This window comes from Taklimakanibacter albus, from assembly GCF_016595235.1.
Classification (GTDB): Bacteria; Pseudomonadota; Alphaproteobacteria; order Rhizobiales; family Aestuariivirgaceae; genus Taklimakanibacter; species Taklimakanibacter albus.
In genome coordinates, this window is the sequence record NZ_JAENHL010000007.1 from 1,091,259 (window position 1) to 1,113,232 (window position 21,974).

Sequence of the window (21,974 nt, forward strand, 5' to 3'; positions counted from 1 at the left end):
CTCCCCGCTGCCCGAGGCCTATGCTAGCCGCCTCGGAGAGAAACACAATGCCGCATGACCATGATCACGACCATGACGAAGGATCGGAGCTTTCCCCCATCGCGCTCCGGGTGAAGGCGCTGGAATCCCTTCTCGTCGAGAAGGGCTATGTCGAACCGGAAGCTCTCGACACGCTGATCGAGACCTATGAGACCAAGATCGGCCCGCGCAACGGCGCCCGTGTCGTCGCCAAGGCCTGGAGCGATCCCAAATACAAGGCCTGGCTACTCGCGGATGCGACGGCGGCGATCGCCTCGCTGGGTTATACCGGCCGCCAGGGCGAGCATATGGTGACGGTCGAGAATACGCCGGGGACGCACAACCTCGTCGTCTGCACTTTGTGCTCCTGCTATCCGTGGTCGGTGCTGGGCCTGCCGCCTGTCTGGTACAAGGCGCCGCCCTATCGCTCACGCGCCGTCATAGATCCCAGAGGCGTGCTCGCCGAATTCGGCCTGACGCTGCCCGACGACACCGCCATCAGCGTGTGGGATTCGACCGCCGAGATCCGTTATCTGGTACTGCCGATGCGGCCCCAAGGTACCGAAGGCTGGAGCGCCGAGAAGCTCAGCCAGTTGGTGACGCGTGACTCGATGATCGGCACCGGCATTGCTTTGAAGCCGGGAGCCACTTCATGAACGGCCCGCAGGATCTGGGCGGCCAGATGGGCTTCGGCCCGATGGCGCCCGAAACGAACGAGCCGCTTTTCCATGCAGACTGGGAGAGTCGGGCGCTGGCGCTCACCCTCGCCATGGGCGCCACGCGGGAGTGGAACATCGACAAATCACGCCATGCGCGCGAAAGCCTGCCGCCCGCCAAATATCTCTCGATGAGCTATTATGAGATCTGGATCTCGGGGCTGATCGAGCTGATGGTCGGGCAAGGCCTCGTCACGCGCGAGGAAGCCACCGCCGGCAAGATGGCGGTTCCGCCCAAGCCGGTGGCGGGCAAGCTTCTCGCCAAGGACGTGGCGGCGGTGCTTGCCAAAGGCGGACCGACCTCGCGGACCGCCGCGGCGGCGCCGCGCTTCAAGCCCGGGGATAAAGTGCGTACACGGAACATGCATCCGACAGGCCATACCCGCCTGCCGCGTTATCTGCGTGGCCATGTGGGCGAGATCGTGCGGCTGCATGGCGCCCATGTCTTTCCCGACACCAATGCGCATGGCAAGGGCGAGAATCCGACGACGCTCTACACGGTGAAATTTCCGGCGCGCGACATATGGGGCGAAGCGCGCCATCCGCGTGACACGGTATCGGCCGATCTCTGGGAGCCTTATCTTGAACCCGCCTGACGAACCGGTCTTCAACGAGCCCTGGGAGGCGCAGGCCTTCGCCATGGCGGTGAGCCTCGAGGCGAAAGGCCTCTTCACCTGGACCGAATGGGCCGAAGCACTCGGCCGCGAGATCAAGATGCAGGGCACGCGAAGCTATTATGAGTGCTGGCTCGCCGCCCTGGAGAAGCTCGTCGAGGAGAAACGCCTCATGAGCGCGGATGAGCGCCTGGCGCGCATCGAGGCCTGGGACCGCGCCGCCAAGGCAACGCCGCACGGAAAGCCGATCGAGCTCGGCCGCTGACGCTCCTCCCGGCAAAAATGGTCGGAATCTCATGATTGGCGCGTGATTGGACGGAGAAACCGGGACATCGGTCAACGTCCTGATTCCGCTGGAATGGCCCATCAAACGGCGCTAGGTTCCGTCATCGACCGGTGCAGATGTGAGCTTTGGTTCCATGGCCGCTGCAGACAGTACGATTGCCGAAGTCCTGGAATTCGATGAACGGACCGACTTCTCCGCTCCCGACATACGCGCTCAGGTCCGCGACGCGCTCGAGAACGGCAATGTGCTGTATCTCAAAGGCTGCGGATTCGAGCTGACCGAACGTGAGCGCGCCATCATTACCGATCCGAAGATCATTTTTCGCGGTAATGAGCAGCGCGCCAAGCGCACTGGGCGTCCGACCCTGACCTTCGACATGGCCGTCGATCGGCTGCTGTTCAATTCCATCCGGATGCCCGAAAGGCGGGAGATCGAGGCGATGCTGCGCCGATATTCCGTATGGTCGCGCGACTTGCTGGAAAAACTGGTGCCGGACTTCGCGCGCGCCTGCGAGCAGAACCGCATCATCTATCGCCCCGCCGAGCGCGCCCAGCGACAGGGCCTCCATGTCGATACGACTTACCTCTACCCCACCCAGGGACGCAGCAAGCTACGCATATTCTGCAATATCGACCCGTCGGGCCGGCCGCGCGAATGGGAGCTCGGCGAGCGGTTCGAGAATTTCGCGCAACGCTACCTGCCCTCGATTCGTATCGAGCGCAGCTGGTTCGAGAAGACCACCGACCGCGCCGCCAGTCTCGCCAGAATCGTGACGGGTCAGCGCACCGGCTACGATCACGTGCTCGAAAAAATGCGCCAGCTGGGAAAGCAGGATCGCGACTTCCAAAAGAAATCTCCGCGGCGCAATTTCAGTTTCCCGGCCGGATCGGCATGGGTGGCGCTGACCGACGTCGTCCTGCATGGCGGCGTCAGCGGCCAGCACGCGCTCGATCAGGTCTTCTTCCTGCCGCCGGAGGTCATGCGCGATCCCTCGCGGTCCGCGCTGCGAATCCTCGAGCGCCTTTCCGGCCACACGCTGGTTTAGCGGCGCCCCAGGATTTACGGGCACTACCCGCGCGAGTGAACTATCGACGACTTTGTCTGGGCCGGGGGCCTCTGAGACCTTGTGAATCTGGACAACTGGTAATGCTGGCTGCCGCCTGATCATGCGTTCCCTCCGTCCACCACCCGCAGATGGCTCGCCGATCGATCGGGCGCGGACGAGAATTGGCTTCTGGAAGGCGGTGTTTCGCAGCGATCTCGGACAGATCTATCTCGCCAGCTGCGATCCGCGCGTACGATCGAGCCTGGCCTTCCACATCGTCGAGGCCATCGTGGACAGACAACATGGCGAAAGTTACCGCTCCCGTGTCGTACATTGTCTCCCGCCGCATTTGTTGTGGATGATGCGGCGGCACGCCGAAACGAATGCCCGCTTCATTCATCAGGCCTACTGCCGCGCCCTCTGGCGTGAACGTGGTTTTCTGGCGCGTATCGGCCTGTTGGCCTGGTATCTGGCGTGGCCGCCGACCTTTGCCTTCACGAGCATCTGGTTCACCACCCTCAACGGCCGGGCCATTGCCCGGCGCACCGGCAAGCCCATGGCCAGACAGGCAATGGAACAGCTGAGCGTCGCCTGGCGGTTCGGCTGTCTGCCGCCGTCCTACTACATGTTCGAGCTTTTCGACGCGCAAAGGCTGGCGCGCGCCGGCGACTACCTGCATCGTTTCGAGCTCAAGGGCGGCATCTACCGCCTGATGAAATCGCAAGCCGTTCCCAACATCGCCAGGAAAGACGAATTCATCAAGCGCTGCAGAGCCAACGATCTGCCGGTGCCGGCGAACCATCTCGTCCATAAGGCCGGCGCTTCTTTCGCGACCATCGAGCTGCCGCCTTGCGATCTCTTCATCAAGACCTTGCGGGGAAATGGCGGCACCGGCGCGGAAGCGTGGCTCTATATGCCGGATGGCCGTTATCGATCGCTCCTCGATGGTGAGCAGATCGGCCGGGACGAACTTCTCGAACGGATCAACGGACGCGATCAGGACGTCATCGTCCAGACCCGGCTGCGCAGTCACGAAGCCCTCCGTGATCTGAGCAATGGCGCCCTCACAACGGTGCGCATCCTGACCCTTCTCAACGAGAAAGGCGGTTACGAGGCGACGCATGCCGGCTTCCGCATGGCGATTGGCGCCAACCGGCTGGTCGACAATTCTCATGCCGGCGGCATCATTGCCGCCGTCGGGATGGAATCAGGGAGATTGGGCCCGGCCACCGATATCGGCCTGCGGCCCGATGTCGGATGGCGCACGCATCATCCCGACACCGGTGCCGCGATCGAAGGTCGAATCCTGCCCTTCTGGCCGGAAACGGTCGCCCTGGCATGCCGGGCGCATGCGGCTTTCGCGCCACGGGTCATCATCGGCTGGGACATCGCCATCACCTCGAATGGACCGGTGCTGATCGAAGGCAATGGCGCTCCCGGCATCGATCTCCCGCAACGCGCTTATCGCGAACCCATCGGCAATTCGCGTCTGGGTGAGCTGATCGCCTTTCATCTCCGCAATGATCCCGAGACGATGGCATTGATCAACGACGGCACGGGATAACCGGGAATTGATCTAGCTCCGCTTCCGTCCATGATGGACGAGCCAGTCGATATGGCCACGGGCTACACCGATATCGGCCAGCATGGCGTCATCGGTACCGCGCAGGCGGCGCGTGGCGCACCAGCTGTCGATCGCCCCCGATACGCGGCGCAGAGCGGCAAACGCCTGGATGATCATGACACGGCACCTCCAATTTCCTCACGCTATCGGACACCTGGGCAGTTGATCTGTCCAACAAGTAGTTGAAATATGGGCCATGAGGGAAACTCATCACCCATGGACATCGACCTTCTGAAGAGCTTCATCGCGATCTGTGAAACCGGCAGCTTCACCCAGGCTGCCCGCCAGGTCGGGCGCACCCAGTCGGCGGTGAGCCTGCAGGTCCGGCGCCTCGAGGACCTGCTGGGCCGCCCGCTGCTGCTGCGTTCGAGCGCCAGCGTCGCGCTCACCGAGCATGGCGAGCTGTTTCTGGGCTACGCCAAGGACATCATGGCGTCCTATAATGGCGCACTCACCGCCTTCAACCGCGGTTCGGTGGAAGGCGTCGTGGTGCTGGGCCTGTCGGAGGATTATGCGCCGCGCATCCTTTCCGAGGTGCTGAGAAGCTTTATTGAGCTCTATCCGCTCGCCACCGTCGATCTGGTGCTGGAGGACTCGAAGCTCCTGGTGAAGAAGCTGGCCGAAGGTGCTGTCGACCTCGCTTTCATCACCGAGGGCGAGGGCCCGGTGCGCGGCGGCCCGATCGCCTTCCGCGACCAGATCGTCTGGGTGGCGCCGCGCGAGGGAAATCTGCATGAGCGCGAACCGGTGCCCATCGCAATACGCAACGAGGACGACAGTTATACCCGCTTCATGGTCTCATCGCTCCAGGCCATGAAGCGCCGCTACCGCACCGCCGTCATCAGCCGCAGCATCACGGGCCTGCGCGCCGCGGTAGCCGGCGGCCTCGCGCTAAGCGCCATGGTGCGCAGCAGCGTCACCTCCGATATGCGCGAGCTCACCGAGGCGGAAGGTTTTCCGCCGCTCGCCGAGTTCAACATCCGGCTGGAGCGCGCCCATGGGCGCAAGAGCGCCATCATCGACCGGCTGGAAGCGCATCTGATGACGCGCTTTTCCGAGGAAAGATGATCACCCGATCTTCGAAAAGATCGGGAAAGTCTCGAGCAGCCAATAGGCGAAATTCTGATGGAGGCCCGTGAGGAAAGCGATGCCGGCCAGGATGAGCAGCACGCCCATCGCTTTCTCGACGATGTTGAGATGTTTAGCGAAACGCTTGAGGAAGGTGAGGAACCGGCCGACCGCGAGGGCCGCGAGCAGGAACGGCACACCGAGGCCCGCCGAATAGACGGCGAGCAGGAAGGCGCCGCGCCCGACACTGTCCTCGCTCGCCGCGACAGCCAGAATGGTGGCGAGCACCGGCCCGATGCAGGGCGTCCAGCCGAAAGCGAAAGCAAGTCCCACCGCATAGGCGCCGAGGAGCCCGGCGGGCCGCGCCTCCTGCTGGTAGCGTTTCTCTCGGTTGATGAAGGCGAAGCGGAAGACGCCGAGGAAATGCAGGCCCATCAGGATGATGACGACGCCGGCGAGCTGGGCGAGCAGCGGCAGATGCTCACGCAGGAATTGTCCGGCAACCGAAGCGGTGGCGCCGAGCAGTACGAAGACGGTCGAGAAGCCGAGCACGAAGGCGACTGAGGCAAAGAGCGTGCGCCGGCGCGAGATCGCCTGATTCTCGGTCAGGTCGTCGAGCGAGGCGCCAGTGATGAAGCACAGATAAGGCGGCACCAGCGGCAGCACACACGGGCTGAGAAAGCTCAGGAGCCCGCCGAAAAACGCCGTCAGAATGGAAAACACGTCAGAAAGCCTCGCGACATCGTCTCGCTTCCTCCCTTGGCCGGTTGCAACGGCCGGCACAACTCACGAAAGGCCGCAGGGCTTTCAACAAGCTGTCACTTGACAAGGGTCGATCTATGTTATGTTATAATATAACATAGAGGAGAAAGTGATGCCCGCGACCGCCCGTTTTGCCTTGGCCTGCCTGTTTGCCACCACCTTCAGCACCGCCAGCCTTGCCGCCCCCAAAGTAGTGGCCACCATCAAGCCGATCCACTCCATCGCCGCCAATGTCATGGCTGGCGTGGCCGAGCCCGACTTGCTGCTCGATGCCGCGGTGTCCGAGCACACCGCCCAACTCACCCCTTCCCAGGTCCGCGCCATGCAGAATGCCGACCTGATCGTGGCGGTGGGCGAAAATCTCGAGGCTTTCCTGCACAAGGCGCTGGAGAATCCCGAGATCGGCCAGAAGAAGGTCTTCGAGGCGGGTGAAGCCCCAGGCGTCAAGTCGCTCCCTGCCCGCGATGGCGGCCTGTGGGAGCCGCATTCCGATGAAGGCGAAAGCGAGGAGGCTCACGCAGAGGAAGGTCATGACCATGATCATGGCGGCCATGATCCCCATATCTGGATGGACCCTGAGAACGCCAAGGCGATCGCTCATGAGCTCGCCAAGACGCTGGCCGGTCTCGACAGCGCCAATGCCGGCAGATACCAGGAGAACGCCGCCAAATTCGCGAGCAGTCTCGACGCGCTCTCGGCTGAGATAAAAACCGAGATCGCACCCGTTCAGGACAAGCGGTACATCGTCTTCCACGATGCCTATCAATATTTTGAAGCGCGTTTCGGCATGAATCCGGCCGGCAGCGTCACCGTCAATCCGGAAGTGACGCCGGGCGCCAAGCGCCTGAAGGAAATTCACGACCGTATCGCCGAGACGAAGGCGGTCTGTGTCTTTGCGGAACCGCAATTCGAGCCGAAATATGTGGAGACCGTCATCGAAGGCACCAAAGCCAAAACCGCCGTGCTCGACGGCCTGGGCGCGCAGGAACCCAAAGGTCCTGACGCCTATGCCGGCATGATGCGCCGTTTTGTGACGTCACTCACCGGCTGCCTGAAGGGATAACGCAGCCGTAACTTCACTTTTCCGCCGCATTCCCCCATCATCCCTCACTCATCCAGTGATTTGGGACATGTTCGGGAATGCGGCGGAGTATCCTTTTCGGAGCGGCAATGTCGGCCATGGCCTTGGGCAGCGCCGCGCCCGCTTTCGCCCATCCCCATGTCTGGATCGTCATGCGCTCCGACGTCGTCTTCAACGACAAGGGTCAGGTGAGCGGCATCGCGGTGGAATGGACTTTCGATGACGGCTACGCGCAAATGGCGCTCGACGGCCTCGATACCAATGGCGACGGCGTCTACAGCCAGGACGAGCTCGAGCCCTTGACGAAGGAAAATCTGAGCTCGCTCAAGGATTACAATTATTTCGTCGTGCCGCGTGTGAATGGCAAGGTCGTCCCGATCGGCGAGCCCGTCGAGCCCGGCCAGATCTACAGCAGCGGCAAGCTCGAGCTGCATTTCACCGTACCGCTCGCGACACCGGTCGACCCGCATAAGGTGGAATTCCACTACAAGGTCTATGACCCGGAATTCTACATCGCCTTCGACTATGTCGAGCAGGATCCGGTCGGCGTCATCGGCACATTGCCCGCCGATTGCCGGCTCAAGGTCGAGCCGGTCGTTTCCGACCAGCAGCTCAACCAGACGCGCGAAATGCTCTCCACCAAAGGCACCGACTGGAAACCGCCCGAGGATGAGGATTTCGGCGGCATGTTCGCGCAACCGGCCTTGATCATCTGCGGCCAATGACCCTGATCGCCCGGCTTCTCGCTCTCTTCCTGCTGGCCTGTGTCGCCAGTCCCGGCTTCCTCACCGTGCCCCTTCACGCCCAGGAGCAGCCGAGTGAGACGGCGCCGAAGATCGACAAGCGCAAGCTTCTGGTCCAGCCGCGCAATGCCGACGGCACCATCATCATGCCCTCTTTCTGGAGCGATCCGGTCCTCTGGGTCATCGAGCAGCAGCGCAGCTTCTATGGCGCCATGTCGCAATCGCTGCGCCAGATGAAGGCGCAATCCTCGCTGCTTCCCGCCTATACGCTGATGCTGTTGAGCTTCGGTTATGGCATCTTTCATGCCGCGGGTCCGGGCCATGGCAAGGCGGTGATCTCCGCCTGGCTACTCGCCACCGAGAATGAACTGCGCCGCGGCATCCTGATCGCCTTCATGAGCGCCCTCATCCAGGCTTTGACCGCCATCGTGGTGATCAGCTTGCTTCTGCTGCTGGTGACCGCGGTGGGGTCGACCGCGCGCGATGTCGCCGGGTTCCTCGAAACCGCCAGCTACGCGTTGATCGCGCTGATGGGTGCCTATCTGATCTGGTCGGCCTTCCGCCCGCATGCCCATGCGCATGCATCTGAACCAGCGCACGCGCACGCGCATGATCACCCTCACGATCATGGTCACGGGCATCATCATGATCATGGCCATGATCATCACGCTCACCACGATCACCATCACCATGATCACGGGCAGGAATGCGGCTGCGGTCATTCCCATGTGCCGCAGGCGAGCGAGGTCAAGGGCGACTGGTCGTTGACCAAGGCCCTGTCGCTCTCCTTCGCGGTCGGGATAAGGCCGTGCACCGGAGCGCTCCTGGTGCTGATCGCGGCCAATGCGCTCGGCCTCTACTGGGCCGGCATCACCTCGACCCTCGTGATGGCGCTCGGCACGGCGATCACCGTCTCGGTCATCGCCGCCATCGCCGTCTATTCGAAGAAGCTGGCGCTGCGCCTCGCCAAGAAGGAAGCCGCCTGGCTCGATCACGCCGCCTTCGGCCTCAGGGTGATCGGCGGCCTGGCGATTCTGGGGCTCGGCGGCCTGCTCTTCTGGGGCTCGCTCTATTCCACCAATATGATGATGTAAGTTTCATGCTCACCCGGCGCGTTTTTCTCACTTTCATCGCCATGGCCGCCACCGCGTCCAAGGCCCTGGCGCATTCCTTCAAGATCGGCGAGATCGCGATCGGCCATGTCTGGGGCCTGCCGTCGGAGACGCGCGAGACCCAGGTCTTCGTGCCTCTGTCCAACCGCGGCAAGGAAACAGATGCGCTGGTCGCCGCGCGCTCAACCGTCTGCTCGATGATCGAGTTGCGCCAGAACAACCGTTATGATGATCCGGCGCTCACGTCGGTCGTCGCCGATCCCGGCAAACCGGTCGCGATGCGCAAAGGCGCGAGGCACCTCCGCCTCATCGGCCTCACCAAGCCGCTCAAGGTCGGCGACCGCTTCGACATGATCCTCGATTTCGAGAAAGCCGGCGAGATCACCGTCGAGGTGATCGTCGAGGACGGCTCGGGGCATTGAACTAGGGCGCTTTGCTCTCCGCGATCGTCCACGACCCGAACAGGTCGTTGGTCACGAAATGGATCCAGATGGTGCTGTCGGCGCGCCGGATGACATAGGTCGAGGTCGGATCGTTATAGATGTCGCCGAGGCCCAGGATCATACCGACCTTCACCTCATCCCCGAGTAGATCGGATGCCGCCGTCGGGATGCGCCCTTCGGTGATCTTCACGCCGCCCGCCTCGGCGACGCGATTTTCGATATAATTGCGCACCGCGACGCTGGAATAGGTCTTGCCTTCCGCGCCATTGAGGCCACCCATGAAGATGCGGCCTTCGACGGGCTCGAATTTGGCGCCCGTCCAGAACGGAAAGCGTCCTTGCTCGAGCGTCTGCTCGCCGCCCATGGGCGCAACGCTGTCGGGCCGTGCGAAATAGGGAAAGGCGCCGAGATCGGCGCTCGACACCGCGACCTTGCTCGCATCGAAGTCACCCGTCGGCGCGCCGGCCGCTTCGACGACCGCCGTCTTGCTCTCGCTCGATGATTTCGCGCTTTTGTCGGATTCCTCACCACAGCCCACCAGGACCACAGCGAAGAGCGCCACGCTCAGGCTTTTTGCGATATGCATGAAGATCCCCCGGAACGTAAAAGTCCTGCCGCCGAAACGGCAGAACTGATTGGTGTCGATGACAGGTGAATGACGGACGGACGCCTCAGAGATCCCCGGTCACGCATTTCTTGGCGAGCGCCTTGTACTGCTTCTCGCTGAACTGGATCGGATTGCCGCCGGCGGACGGATCTTTGATCGCCATCTTCGCCACCTCGTCGAGGCGCTTGGTGTCGATGCCGATATCGGCGAGCTTGTGCGGGATGCCGACTTCCTTGCGCAAGGCCAGGATCCATTTCAGGAAGCCGTTGAAGCCGCCCTTGATGCCGAGATAGGCGGCGGCGCGCTCGATGTCCTTCTCGATCTTCTTGCGGTTGGCTTTCAGTACATAGGGCATCACGATACCATTGAGCAGCCCGTGATGCGCGTCATAGAGGCCGCCGAAAGGATGCGACAGCGCATGAATGGCGCCGAGGCCTCGCTGGAACGCCGTGGCGCCCATCGACGAGGCGACCAGCATATTGCCGCGCGCATCGATATCCGCGCCCTTCTTCACCGCCTTGGCGAGATTCTCCTTGATGAGCAGCATGCCTTCCAGCGCCACGCCCTTGGCGAGCGGATGATAGAAGGGCGCACAATAGGATTCGAGGCAGTGCGCCAGCGCGTCCATGCCGGTCGCCGCGGTGAGCTTGGGCGGCAGGCCGACCGAGAGCTCAGGGTCGAGCAGCGCCACTTTCGGCATGATCGCCGGGTGGAAGATGATCTTCTTTTCATGCGTCTCGGGATGGGTGACGACGCCGGCGCGGCCGACTTCCGAGCCCGTGCCGGCGGTGGTCGGCACCGCGATGATCGGCACGATCTTGGCTGCATCGGCCCTCGTCCACCAGTCGCCGATATCTTCCAGATCGAAGACCGAGATCTTCTGGCCATGCATCAGCGCAATGAGCTTGCCGATATCGAGGCCGGAACCGCCGCCGAAGGCGATGACGCCGTCATGCTTGCCGGCCTTGAACGCCTTGATGCCGGCCTGGAGATTGGCTTCGACCGGATTGGGACGGACATCCGAGAACAAGGCGACGCCGAGGCCCGCTTTCTTGAGATCGGCGAGGATCGCCGCCGCCATCGGCATCTGGGCAAGGCCCGGATCGGTGACGAAGAGCGGCCGCTTGATGCCGTTGGCCTGGCACAGTTCGGCCAGTTCCTTGACGCGCCCGGCGCCGAATTTGATCGCGGTGGGGAAGTTGATATTGCGATTCGGAATGGTCATGGAATGTCACTTCGTTCTGGTTCTGAGGTGGTAGCTCTTGGGCCGGGTCAGGGCTTCGTAGCCGACAACGGAAAGCGTGGCGCCGCGGCCCGTATCCTTGACGCCGGTCCAGGTCAAGGCCGGGTCGAGATAGTCGCAGCGATTCATGAAAACCGTGCCGGTGGCGATCTCATCGCCGATGCGTTCGGCGGCGTCGGCATCCTCGGTCCACACCGCGGCGGTGAGGCCGTAGGGTGAATCGTTCATCAGCCCGATCGCTTCCTCATCGTCGCTCACTTTCATGATGCCGACGACCGGTCCGAAGCTCTCCTCCGTCATCACCGACATCTGGTGATTGACCGAGGTCAGCACTTGCGGCGCCATATAGGCCGAGCCCTTGCGGTCACGCGCGAAGCTCTTCGGATCGATATGGGCCTTGGCGCCGGAGCGGACGGCCGACGCGATCTGCTTGCGCACGAAATCGGCGGCGTCCGGCTTGACCATCGGGCCAAGCGTTGTCGCCTCGTCGAGCGGCGAGCCCAGCACATATTTCCTGGTCAGGTCGACGAAGCCGTCGATGAAATCACCCCACACCTTCTTATGCACATAGATGCGCTCGATGCCGCAGCAGCTCTGTCCCGAATTGAAGAAGGCGCCGTCGACCAGATTCTCGATCGCATGCGCCATATTGGCGTCGGGGCGCACATAGGCCGGGTCCTTGCCGCCGAGCTCGAGCCCGACATTGATGAAACGGCCGGCCGCCGCCTTCTCCATCGCCTTGCCGCCGGCGACGGAACCGGTGAAGCAGACCATATTGGCATGGCCGCCCGAAATGATCGCCGCCGTCTGATCATGCGACAGCACCAGATTCTGGAAGACATTTTTGGGCAGCCCCGCCGCCTTGCAGGCCTTGGCGAAACGCTCGCCGACCAGGATCGTCTGCGCCGCGTGCTTGAGAACGACCGCATTGCCGGCCATCAGCGCCGGGATGATCGAGTTCACCGCGGTGAGATAGGGATAGTTCCACGGCGCGATGGTGAACACGACGCCCAGCGGCTCGCGTTTGATGTAGCGCAGGAAGCCTTCCTTGGGCTCAGGCTTGATGTCGCTGAGCGAGCGCTCGGCGATCGCGATCATGTAACGCGCCCGCTCCTCGAAGCCACGCAGCTCGCCGGCGCCATACCGGATCGGCCGGCCCATCTGCCAGGCGAGCTCCGGGACGATGGCGTCCTTCATCGCGAGCATGGCGTCGACGACGGCGGAACAGTATTTCGCCCGCTCCGCCAGAGGCAGGCGCTTCCACTTGTCCTGCGCGGCATGGGCCGCCGCGAAGGCCGCCTCGATTTCCTTCTTCTTCACCACCGCCCGCTCGGCATAGACCGAGCCGTCGACCGGCGATACGCATCTGATCTTCTCTGCCACTCTTTCTTCCTCTCAATATTGCTCGAAGCCGCGCTTCAATTCCCAGTCGGTGATGCGCCGGTCATATTCGAACTGCTCCCATTTGGCGGTATGCACATAGTGATCGATCACATCGTCGCCGAAGGCGCCGCGCAGCAGCTTCGACTTGTCGAGAAGCTCGGTCGCCTCGCGCAAGGTCTTGGGGATCTCGCGCAGCTTCTTCGACGTGTCATAGGCATCGCCCGCAAAGGCAGGCTCGAGCGCCATCTTCTTCTCGATGCCGTCGAGGCCGGCGGCGAGCAGCGCCGCGAAAGCGAGATAGGGATTGAGATCGGCGCCGCCGACCCGGCATTCGACGCGGATCGCCTTGGTATCGGCGCCGCACAGGCGGTAGCCGGCAGTGCGGTTGTCGAAGCTCCAGATCGCCCGTGTCGGCGCGAAAGTACCGGCCATGAAGCGCTTATAGGAGTTGATATAGGGCGCGAGGAAATAGGTGATCTCGCCGGCATGGGCGAGCTGGCCCGCCAGATAGTGCTTCATCATGGCCGACATGCCGTGATCGCCCTTGGCGTCATGGAACATCGAGCTCTTGCCGTCGGCCGTCCACAGGCTCTGATGAATGTGGGAGGAGTTGCCGGCGAGCCCGTAATTCCATTTGGCCATGAAGCTGATGGCCTTGCCGAGCCCCCAGGCGATCTCCTTGCAGCCGTTTTTCATGATCACATGCCGGTCGGCCATGTCGAGGGCCTCGGCATATTTGACATTGATTTCTTCCTGGCCCGGCCCCCATTCGCCCTTGGAATTCTCGACCGGAATGCCGGCGCCCGCGAGACCGTTGCGGATGGCGCGCATCACGCCTTCTTCCTTGGTCGTCTGCAGGACGTGATAGTCCTCGATATAATAGCCCGCCGTCTTGAGATTGGCATAGGCCTTGTCATGGGCGCTCTGATAGGACTCGTCGAACAGGAAGAATTCGAGCTCCGAGGCCATATAGGCCTTCATCTTCATCTTGCTGAGCCGTTCGAGCTGCTTCTTGAGAATATTGCGCGGCGCATGCGGCAACGGCGAATGATCGTGATGGTCGAGCACGTCGCAGATCACCAGCGCCGTCTTGTCGAGCCACGGCGTAACCCGCATCGTCGCCAGATCCGGCTTGATGACGAAATCGCCATACCCCTTCTGCCAGCTCGCCACCTTGTAGCCGGGCACGGGCTCCATATCGATGTCGTCGGCGAGGAGGTAATTGCAGCCATGCGTCTCCTCATAGGCGCCGTCGACGAAGAACTGCGCATGGAAGCGCTTGCCGATCAGCCGCCCCTGCATGTCGGGAAACGCCGCGACGACCGTATCGATTGTGCCGGCCGCAACTTCTTTCTTGAGCTGGGCGAGCGTCAGCATGCCTTGAACCATCTGTTTCTCTTTCTCGAGGGGAAAACCAAAAGAAAGCGGCGCGGGAACTCTCCCGCGCCGCCGTCGTCGTTCTTATGCCTTGGCGCGATGCTCCATCGCGAACTCTTCCTCAGGCGAGAGGATGAGCTTGTGACGGCCGACCAGGGCGAAATAGATGATCGCCAGGACGAACCACACGCCGACCCACAGGACGCCCTTGCTGAAGAGCGGATCCTGGACCTGATAATAGAGCGTCACCAGCGCGATCACGATGGTCACCACCGCACCACCGATGCCAAGCGGACTCTTATAAGGCCGGTTGATATGGGGCTGGTTCTTCCTGAGCAGGATGAAGGAGATCGCCTGCAGGATATAGGAGAACATCGCCCCGAACACCGCCATGTTGAGAAGCACGCTGCCGATGATCGACCCGCCCTTCTCGGCGCCGAGCGCAAACCAGATCGCCAGCATGATCAAGAGACCGACGATAGCACCGACGATCATCGCGACATGCGGCGTTCTGTAGGTCGAATGGGTGATCGACAAGGCCGACGGGAAATAGCCCGCCCGCGACAGCGAATAGATCTGCCGTCCTTGCGCGAACAGGATCGTATGGAAGCTCGCAATGAGGCCGGTGAGCGCCATGATGCCGAGCACGGTGACGCCGACATCGCCATAGACGGCACGGAACCCATCGAGCAGCGGCTCGAGCGAGGTGCCGAGCTTGTGGGCGCCGACTCCCGCGACCGAGGGATTGAGCAGTACGATCATGAAGGCCGAGATGACCAGAGTCAGCATGCCGAGGAGAATGCCCTTCGGCATGTCGCGCTTCGGATCGACCGACTCTTCAGCCGCCAGCGGCAACTGCTCGATGGCGAGGAACAGCCACACGGCAAAGGGCAGCGTGGCGAGGACGCCGGAGAAGCCCATCGGGAAGAACGACCCGTTGCCCTCGGGGAGTTCGCTGCCATCAGGCGCGATATTGAGCGCCCAGCGGCTGAAATCCATGTTCGGAATGGCGCTGATCCAGAAGATGATCAGCACGGCCAGCGACAGCAGCGTCACGATCAGCGTCACCCGGAAGGACAGGGCCACGCCGAAGATATTGAGGCCGAGGAAGATCAGATAGGTGACGATCCAGATGATCGGCGAATAGGCGGGATCGAAACCGAAAATGCTGTTCACATAGGCTGTGATGAAGGTCACGATGACCGCCGGGGTCACCACATATTCGACATTCTCACAAAGGCCTGTGATGAAGCCGCCCCACGGGCCCATGGCTGTGCGGCCGAAGGAATAGGCAGCGCCCGTATGCGGCAGCGCCGGCGACATTTCGGCAATGCAGAAGACAAGGCCGATATACATGATGCCGATGATGGCGCCGGCCACCAGCATGCCGCCCCAGCCGCCGGTCGCAAAACCGAAATTCCAGCCGGAGAAATGGCCGGAAATCACCGCGCCGACACCCAAAGCCCAGAGCGACCAGATCCCCGCATAACGCTGGAGATGCCGCTTCTCGAAATAACCGGCATCAGCTCTTGTATAGCTGACGCCACCACCTTCCGTTTGAGACATGAAAATCCCCTGTTTTCCCTAGTTTGCTCCCTATGGCGGCGTCCTTCCCGGACGCCGCCGGCTCTCGTAAAACTTTGCTCAGCTGCCTTGCGCGATCGCCGCCTCGGCCGCTGCGATCTCGGCCCGGCGCTTGGCGATCTCGTCGCCGACCGGCGGTCCGGCAAAACGCTTGCCGCGCAGCACGACGAGCAACGCCGCCATCACCACCGCCACGACGACCGCCGCCCACAGCCCGAAATTGCTCTCCGGGTCCCGCCAGAAATAGTAGACGATGGCGACGGTCAGGGCGGCAAAGACGGCGCCGACCGCCATCTTGCCTTCCATCGCGAACCAGAAGGCGGTCAGCGCGAGGATCATCAGCACGATCAGATAGCCCACCTTCTCCTGCGGCGGCTGCACGCCGACGAAGATCAGCAATGCGCAGCCGAGGATGGCCAGCACCGCAACCGGTATCGACGCACTTTTGAGATTGAACGGACCTTTATTGGTCCACTCCCCGCCCAGCTCACCCTTCAATGCCGCACCGATCGGCATCAGATAGGAGAGATAGAGGAACACGGCGCAGCCCGTCGACAGCACCAGGAAAGCACCGCCATAGAGCGTCGCCACAATGGACAGCGCACCACCGACCCAGATCGCGGCGCCCGGCGTGCGATAGGTCGGGCTGACCTGCTTCAGCACATTCGACATCGGCAGGCCGCCGTCACGCGCGAAGGCGAACATCATGCGCGAGCACGAGGTGAGACCGGCGAGCGCGCAGAGGAAGTTCGACACGACGATGCCGATGATGATCGCCGCCTTCAGGATGAAGGGCATGGCGGACACCTGGATGAGCCAGTTGAACGAGGCCCAGCCCTGCTTGGCCGCCGCGGCGACGCCATCGGTGACCGTGCCGGACGCATCCGTCTGATCGGGCAGCGCCAGCACCATGGCGCAGACCATGAAATAGCCGAACAGGAACGACCACCAGACCGAGCGGATCATGCCTTTCGGCACTTCGCGCTGCGCGTTGCGCGTCTCCTCCGACGTGTGCGCCGAGGCGTCGAAGCCGGTGATCGTGTAGACGGCATGCAACAGCCCAAGGGCCACCACATAGAGGAAGACCTGGGCTTGCGGCCACACACCGCCGCCCGAGTCACCGGTGAAATTCGTGAAAGTGAACAGCCGAGCGAAATTGAGCGACGGCGCGAAAGCCAGCAGCGCCAAGGTCAGCACCACCGCCGTCGCCAGGATGATATAGCCGCTCCAGTCGGTGAGGATCGTGGTGATCCTGAGATAGTAGTGATTGAGAAGCGCCTGGGCGACCGTGACGCAGGTGATGAAGGCCGTCTGGACCCACCAGCCGGTCGAGAACTCGCCACTGGGCGTCCAGTTGGTGACGTCCATGCCCAGAACCTGCGCCAGCAGCAGGTCGCGGGTCAGGTTGAACAAGCCGAAATTCACCGACGAGACGACGAACAGAAGGCCAAGCAGGTTGAACCAGGCGGCGGCCCAGCCGAAGCCCCGTCCGCCGAGGATGGACGACCAATGATAGATGCCGCCGGCCGTGGGATAGGATGAGGCGACCTGGGCCATGGCGGCCGCCACCAAGAGCGCGAAGAGCGAGCCAAGCGGCCAGATATAGCCGATCGAGCCGCCGCCCCCGGCGCTCAGCGCGGCGGGAAACGCCGTGATGCCACCTGCGACGATGCAGATGATGGCGAAGGAGATCGCAAAATTCTGGAACGGGCCCATGCGGCGCGTTAATTCCTGCGCATAGCCCATGCTGTGCAGGACTTTCACGTCTTCATGATGCTCGGAATCTGAATAACCCTTAGGTGTCATTGTTTCCTCCGGTATTGCCCCGCGACAGTCCTACGAACTCAATTGCGTCCTCACTGATATTGAAGGGAATACGAGCGATACGGCCTGTTCCAGCACTTGGGCGAGCCGTCCCGCCCATTGCACCTGACCAGCCTCATGGTTGATGAGATCGTTGCGGATCTCCAGCATGACGTGATGGAGTCCCCGGGCGCCGCCATGCAGGTTGAGCGTATGACAGACGCCGTCCTGGGGCCCATAAGGTTCGTTTCGCCTGACCACGACATCCTTCATGCGACCGCACAGGCCCAGCACCAGATCGGCCAGACGCGTGTCGCGGTCATGCAGGACGCCGAGATCGAGATGGCGGCGGATCCCCCGGTAGATCGGCGTGAAACTGTGCATCGTCACGACGAGCGAGGCGATATTCCGCGCCGCCCGACGATCCAGCAGCTCCGACACCGCGTGATGGAAGGGGCGATAAATGCCGCGGATGCGGGCGAGCCGCGCATCGGGCGAGAGGTTCTCATTGCCGGGCACCCGTGTCGTCTCGCTCTTCACCGGCATGGCATCGGGCGATTCGGGCGGCCGGTTGCAGTCATAAGCGAGGCGCGAATAGCGCTGCAGCAAAAGCGGCGCGTCGAGTGCCTCGGAAAGCCGGCGCGACACCACCTCCGCCCCGATATCCCAGGCGATATGGCGCGTCAGATCTTCAGGCGACAGGCCCAGGTCGCCCAGCGCCTGCGGGATGACCTTGCCGGCATGCTCGCACACCAGCACGACGGGCGACTGCCCGTTCTCATTCACCACTATGACCGGATCGCCCTCATCGGGCCGAAGCAACCCACCCATGGAGAAATCTTCTCTCCCTCATCCCACCTGGAACGATCATTTCAGAATCGCCAGCGCCTGTCAAATTCGTTACAAGATCGGGCATGACGACCCGCAAGACCATCGCCCAACCCGAAACCGTCGCTGAGCGCATCAGGCTCGGCACATCGAAACTGACCCCTGCCGAGCACAAGCTCGCCCATGCGCTGCTCGCCAATTATCCGGTGGCGGGGCTCTCCAGCATCACCGAATTCGCCAAAACGGCACGGGTGTCGACGCCGACGGCGCTTCGCCTCGCCAAGAAGCTGGGCTTTACCGGCTTTCCCGGCTTCCAGGCCGCCTTGCGCGGCGAGGTCAAGGCGCAATTGCAGGACCCGATCGCGCGCCACCAGCGCTGGTCGAAGGACGCGCCCGACACCCATGTGCTCAACCGCTTCGCCGCGGCGGTAATGGAGAATCTGCGCGGCTCCCTGAAGCTCGTCGATCACCGGAGCTTCGACCGCATTGCCGACCTGATCGCCGATCTGGGCCATGCCGTCCATATCGCCGGCGGGCGCATCACCAGGCCGCTCGCCGAATATTTCCACACCCATCTGCATATGATCCGGCCGGGTGTGACTTTGGTGCCGGGCCAACCCGCCGCCTGGCCGCAATATCTCCTCAACATGAAGCGCGGCGACGTGCTCATCGCTTTCGATGTGCGCCGTTACGACCCAAGGCTTGCCGAATTCGCGAACCTCGCGCACGAGCGCAAGATCCGCATCGTCCTGTTCACTGACCAATGGATGTCGCCGATCGCGGGCGTCGCGGCACACGCCTTCCCCTTGCGCATCGACGCGCCGTCGGGCTGGGACTCGAACGTCGCGACACTTTTCATGATCGAGGCGCTCATCGCCGACATCGTCGACCGCCGCTGGCCCGAGACCGAGGAGCGCATCCGCGAGCTGGAAGGGATCACCGGACGTTTACGCCGCAATTCATGACGTATTGCGCAACGCCCGCCGCTATGCGATCCACTAGCCTCAAGAAGAGCGCGCAAGGATAAGCGCCTAAAAGGGGAAATCTAATGGAGTCGTTCGACTTCATCATCATCGGGTCGGGCTCGGCCGGATCGGCCATGGCCTATCGCCTGTCGGAAGACGGCCGGAACAGCGTGCTGGTGCTCGAATATGGCGGCACCGATATGGGCCCGCTGATCCAGATGCCGTCGGCATTGTCCTATCCGATGAACATGCAGACCTATGACTGGGGCTTCGTCGCCGAGCCCGAGCCGGCTTTGGGCGGGCGCCGCCTGGTGACGCCGCGCGGCAAGGTGATCGGCGGTTCCTCCTCGATCAACGGCATGGTTTATGTGCGCGGCCACGCGCGCGATTTCGACACCTGGGAGGCGATGGGCGCCACGGGCTGGGGCTTCCGTCACGTGCTGCCCTATTACAAGCGGTTGGAGACGTCGCATGGCGGCGAGGAGGGCTGGCGCGGCACCGCCGGGCCACTGCATGTGACGCGTGGGGCACGCAAGAATCCGCTCTACCAGGCTTTTGTCGAGGCGGGCCACCAGGCCGGCTACCCCGTCACTGAAGACTACAATGGCCGCCAGCAGGAAGGCTTCGGCGCCATGGAGCGCACCGTCTGGCAGGGCCGGCGCTGGTCGGCCGCCAATGCCTATTTGCGCCCGGCCCTCAAGCGGTCGAATGTCAAGCTCATCACCCGCGCCTTCGTGCGCCGCCTCCTGATCGACGGCAAACGCGTCACCGGCGTCGAATATGAGCGCGGCGGTGAGATTCTCACGGCGCAAGCGCGCCGCGAGGTGATCCTGGCGGCGAGCTCGATCAACTCGCCGAAGCTTCTGCAGATCTCCGGCATCGGCGAACCGGCGCATCTCCAGTCGATCGGCGTCACGCCGGTCCATGCGCTGCCGGGTGTGGGCCAGAATCTGCAGGACCATCTCGAAGTCTATTTCCAGCTCGAGTCGCTTAAACCCGTCTCGCTGTTGCCGAGCCTCAATCTGTTCTCGAAAGGCCTGATCGGCCTCGAATGGCTGCTGTTCAAGACCGGCCTCGGCGCCACCAATCATTTCGAGAGCTGCGGCTTCATCCGCTCGCATGCCGGCGTCGAATATCCCGACATCGAATATCACTTCCTGCCGATCGCCATCCGGTATGACGGCAAGGCCGCCGCCAAAGGCCATTCCTTTCAGGTCCATGTCGGACCGATGCGCTCTAAGTCGCGCGGCTTCGTGAAAGCGAAGTCGGCCGAGCCCCGCGAAGCGCCGACCATCAAGTTCAATTACATGTCGCATCAGGACGACTGGACGGAATTCCGCGCCGCCATGCGCCTGACGCGCGAGATTTTCGAGCAGGACGCGCTCAAGCCCTATAAAGGCCGCGAGATCCAGCCGGGCGCGCATCTCCAGAGCGACGACGAGCTCGACGGCTTCATCCGCGATCATTGCGAAAGCGCCTTCCACCCCTGCGGCACCTGCCGCATGGGCGACGCGTCGGATCCGCAAGCGGTCGTCGATCCCGAATGCCGCGTCATCGGCATCGAGAATCTGCGCGTCGCCGATTCATCGATCATGCCGCAGATCGCCAATGGCAATCTCAACGCCCCCTCGATCATGATCGGCGAGAAGGCCTCCGATCACATCCTCGGCCGCACGCCCCTGCCCGCCTCCAACCAGGAGCCGTGGATCAATCCGAATTGGCGGATGAGCCAGAGGTAAAGTTACTTCAACCCCGCCTGCCTGCGCGCCTCGTCGAGATAGATCTCGCGCAGCTTGCGTACCACCGGGCCGGGCTGGCCGCCGCCCACCCGCTTGCCGTCGATCTCGACGATCGGCAGCACGAAATTGGAGGCGCTGGTGAGGAAGGCTTCGTCCGCCGCATAGGCCTCTTCCGGCGTGAACAGACGCTCCTCGATGACCACACCCTCTTCCTTGGCCATGCGGAACAGCGAGCGGCGCGTGCAGCCGGCGAGGATGCTGTTGGACAGCGGCCGCGTGATGACCTTGCCGTCCTTGACGATATAGGCGTTGGACGATGTGCCTTCGGTGACCTTGCCGTCCTCGACCATCCAGCCCTCGAAGGCGCCCTCTTCATACGCGCGTTGCTTGCCGAGCACCGGCGCCAGCAGCATCACCGATTTGATGTCGCGACGTGCCCAGCGGATATCGGGAATGGTGACGACCTTGACGCCCGCCGGCGCGTTGGGATTCTCGAGCAGCTTCTGCACCTGGGTGAAACCGATGAGGGTCGACTTCGCTTCCTTGGGGAATTTGAAATCGCGGTCGGCTGAGCCGCGCGTCACCTGGATATAGATGATGCCTTCATCGAGCTTGTTGCGCTTGATGAGCTCCTCATGCATCTGGCGGAGTTCCGCCTTGCTGCACGGCCACGCCATGCTGATCTCGTTCAGCGACCGTTCGAGCCGTTCGGCATGCGGTTCGTAATCCACAAGCTTGCCGTTGATGACGGCCGTCACCTCATAGATGCCGTCGGCGAACAGGAAGCCGCGATCGAAAATTGAGACTTTCCCTTCATTTTCAGGGACATAGCTTCCATTCACATAGACGACGCGGCTCATTGGACTTTTCCTTATCGTGTGGACGCGTTGTCAAACCAGATTCTGGACGAGAAATCCATGGGGGTTGTGTTCG

General features: G+C 62.6%; 22 protein-coding genes. 12 read left to right on the top strand and 10 right to left on the bottom strand.

Features of this window, described 5'->3' with window-relative positions; genetic code table 11:
* Positions 1–47 precede the first annotated feature (47 nt).
* From nthA to JHL16_RS16820, 5 genes are all read left to right on the top strand, one after another.
* Positions 48–674: a nitrile hydratase subunit alpha gene (nthA, locus tag JHL16_RS16800; RefSeq protein WP_200186027.1), complete on the top strand. Its 627-nt coding sequence runs from the start codon at positions 48–50 to the stop codon at positions 672–674.
* Complete coding sequence (nthB, locus tag JHL16_RS16805) at positions 671–1,330, top strand: nitrile hydratase subunit beta (protein WP_200186028.1); 660 nt, start codon at positions 671–673, stop codon at positions 1,328–1,330. The genes nthA and nthB overlap by 4 nt, the downstream gene beginning before the upstream one ends.
* On the top strand, positions 1,317–1,613 hold the full coding sequence (locus JHL16_RS16810; RefSeq protein ID WP_210346032.1) for a nitrile hydratase accessory protein: 297 nt from the start codon (positions 1,317–1,319) through the stop codon (positions 1,611–1,613). The genes nthB and JHL16_RS16810 overlap by 14 nt, the downstream gene beginning before the upstream one ends.
* A gap of 154 nt (positions 1,614–1,767) precedes the next feature.
* Complete coding sequence (locus tag JHL16_RS16815) at positions 1,768–2,679, top strand: Kdo hydroxylase family protein (protein WP_200186030.1); 912 nt, start codon at positions 1,768–1,770, stop codon at positions 2,677–2,679.
* Between the two features lie 121 nt (positions 2,680–2,800).
* Positions 2,801–4,243: a sugar-transfer associated ATP-grasp domain-containing protein gene (locus JHL16_RS16820; protein ID WP_200186031.1), complete on the top strand. Its 1,443-nt coding sequence runs from the start codon at positions 2,801–2,803 to the stop codon at positions 4,241–4,243.
* 12 nt (positions 4,244–4,255) lie between these two features.
* Here JHL16_RS16820 and JHL16_RS16825 read toward each other — a convergent pair whose 3' ends face one another.
* Entirely contained in the window at positions 4,256–4,420 is a 165-nt protein-coding gene (locus JHL16_RS16825; protein WP_200186032.1) for a hypothetical protein, read from the bottom strand.
* Positions 4,421–4,519: 99 nt separating this feature from the next.
* On the opposite strand from JHL16_RS16825, the gene JHL16_RS16830 reads away from it, so the two are divergent.
* A complete protein-coding gene (locus JHL16_RS16830; protein ID WP_200186033.1) occupies positions 4,520–5,371 on the top strand; it encodes a LysR substrate-binding domain-containing protein in 852 nt (283 codons plus the stop codon).
* On the opposite strand, the gene JHL16_RS16835 is transcribed toward JHL16_RS16830, so the two are convergent.
* The gene (locus JHL16_RS16835) at positions 5,372–6,094 is read right to left on the bottom strand and encodes a cytochrome c biogenesis protein CcdA (protein ID WP_200186034.1); all 723 of its coding nucleotides are present in this window, start codon (positions 6,092–6,094) and stop codon (positions 5,372–5,374) included. It lies immediately after the preceding gene.
* A 151-nt stretch (positions 6,095–6,245) separates the two neighbouring features.
* Between JHL16_RS16835 and JHL16_RS16840 the strand changes: the two genes are divergently transcribed.
* The 4 genes from JHL16_RS16840 to JHL16_RS16855 all read left to right on the top strand — a co-directional run bounded on the left by JHL16_RS16840 (position 6,246) and on the right by JHL16_RS16855 (position 9,491).
* Complete coding sequence (locus tag JHL16_RS16840) at positions 6,246–7,196, top strand: zinc ABC transporter substrate-binding protein (protein ID WP_200186035.1); 951 nt, start codon at positions 6,246–6,248, stop codon at positions 7,194–7,196.
* A gap of 107 nt (positions 7,197–7,303) precedes the next feature.
* On the top strand, positions 7,304–7,939 hold the full coding sequence (locus tag JHL16_RS16845; RefSeq protein WP_200186036.1) for a DUF1007 family protein: 636 nt from the start codon (positions 7,304–7,306) through the stop codon (positions 7,937–7,939).
* Positions 7,936–9,051 carry a nickel/cobalt transporter gene (locus JHL16_RS16850; RefSeq protein ID WP_200186037.1) on the top strand — a complete coding sequence of 372 codons (1,116 nt, stop codon included), beginning with the start codon at positions 7,936–7,938 and terminating at the stop codon, positions 9,049–9,051. The genes JHL16_RS16845 and JHL16_RS16850 overlap by 4 nt, the downstream gene beginning before the upstream one ends.
* 5 nt (positions 9,052–9,056) lie before the next feature.
* A complete protein-coding gene (locus JHL16_RS16855; RefSeq protein ID WP_200186038.1) occupies positions 9,057–9,491 on the top strand; it encodes a copper chaperone PCu(A)C in 435 nt (144 codons plus the stop codon).
* A 1-nt stretch (position 9,492) separates the two neighbouring features.
* Here JHL16_RS16855 and JHL16_RS16860 read toward each other — a convergent pair whose 3' ends face one another.
* The 7 genes from JHL16_RS16860 to JHL16_RS16890 form a co-directional block, all read right to left on the bottom strand.
* On the bottom strand, positions 9,493–10,098 hold the full coding sequence (locus tag JHL16_RS16860) for a hypothetical protein (protein WP_200186039.1): 606 nt from the start codon (positions 10,096–10,098) through the stop codon (positions 9,493–9,495).
* 85 nt (positions 10,099–10,183) lie between these two features.
* Positions 10,184–11,344, bottom strand: coding sequence for an iron-containing alcohol dehydrogenase (locus tag JHL16_RS16865; protein WP_200186040.1), 1,161 nt, complete (start codon positions 11,342–11,344; stop codon positions 10,184–10,186).
* A 6-nt stretch (positions 11,345–11,350) separates the two neighbouring features.
* Positions 11,351–12,745 (bottom strand): aldehyde dehydrogenase family protein, encoded by a 1,395-nt coding sequence (locus JHL16_RS16870; RefSeq protein WP_200186041.1) that lies wholly within the window; start codon positions 12,743–12,745, stop codon positions 11,351–11,353.
* Between the two features lie 12 nt (positions 12,746–12,757).
* Positions 12,758–14,134, bottom strand: coding sequence for a glutamine synthetase family protein (locus tag JHL16_RS16875; protein WP_246770958.1), 1,377 nt, complete (start codon positions 14,132–14,134; stop codon positions 12,758–12,760).
* Positions 14,135–14,206: 72 nt separating this feature from the next.
* Positions 14,207–15,688, bottom strand: a complete 1,482-nt coding sequence (locus tag JHL16_RS16880) for an amino acid permease (protein ID WP_200186042.1) — start codon at positions 15,686–15,688, stop codon at positions 14,207–14,209.
* Between the two features lie 78 nt (positions 15,689–15,766).
* Positions 15,767–17,512 (bottom strand): amino acid permease, encoded by a 1,746-nt coding sequence (locus tag JHL16_RS16885; protein WP_200186043.1) that lies wholly within the window; start codon positions 17,510–17,512, stop codon positions 15,767–15,769.
* 30 nt (positions 17,513–17,542) lie between these two features.
* Positions 17,543–18,340, bottom strand: coding sequence for an N-formylglutamate amidohydrolase (locus JHL16_RS16890; protein ID WP_200186044.1), 798 nt, complete (start codon positions 18,338–18,340; stop codon positions 17,543–17,545).
* 83 nt (positions 18,341–18,423) lie between these two features.
* On the opposite strand from JHL16_RS16890, the gene JHL16_RS16895 reads away from it, so the two are divergent.
* Positions 18,424–19,302 carry a MurR/RpiR family transcriptional regulator gene (locus tag JHL16_RS16895; protein ID WP_200186045.1) on the top strand — a complete coding sequence of 293 codons (879 nt, stop codon included), beginning with the start codon at positions 18,424–18,426 and terminating at the stop codon, positions 19,300–19,302.
* Positions 19,303–19,385: 83 nt separating this feature from the next.
* Complete coding sequence (gene betA, locus JHL16_RS16900) at positions 19,386–21,041, top strand: choline dehydrogenase (RefSeq protein WP_200186046.1); 1,656 nt, start codon at positions 19,386–19,388, stop codon at positions 21,039–21,041.
* Positions 21,042–21,043: 2 nt separating this feature from the next.
* On the opposite strand, the gene JHL16_RS16905 is transcribed toward betA, so the two are convergent.
* Positions 21,044–21,901, bottom strand: a complete 858-nt coding sequence (locus tag JHL16_RS16905) for a D-amino-acid transaminase (protein ID WP_200186047.1) — start codon at positions 21,899–21,901, stop codon at positions 21,044–21,046.
* Positions 21,902–21,974 lie beyond the last annotated feature (73 nt).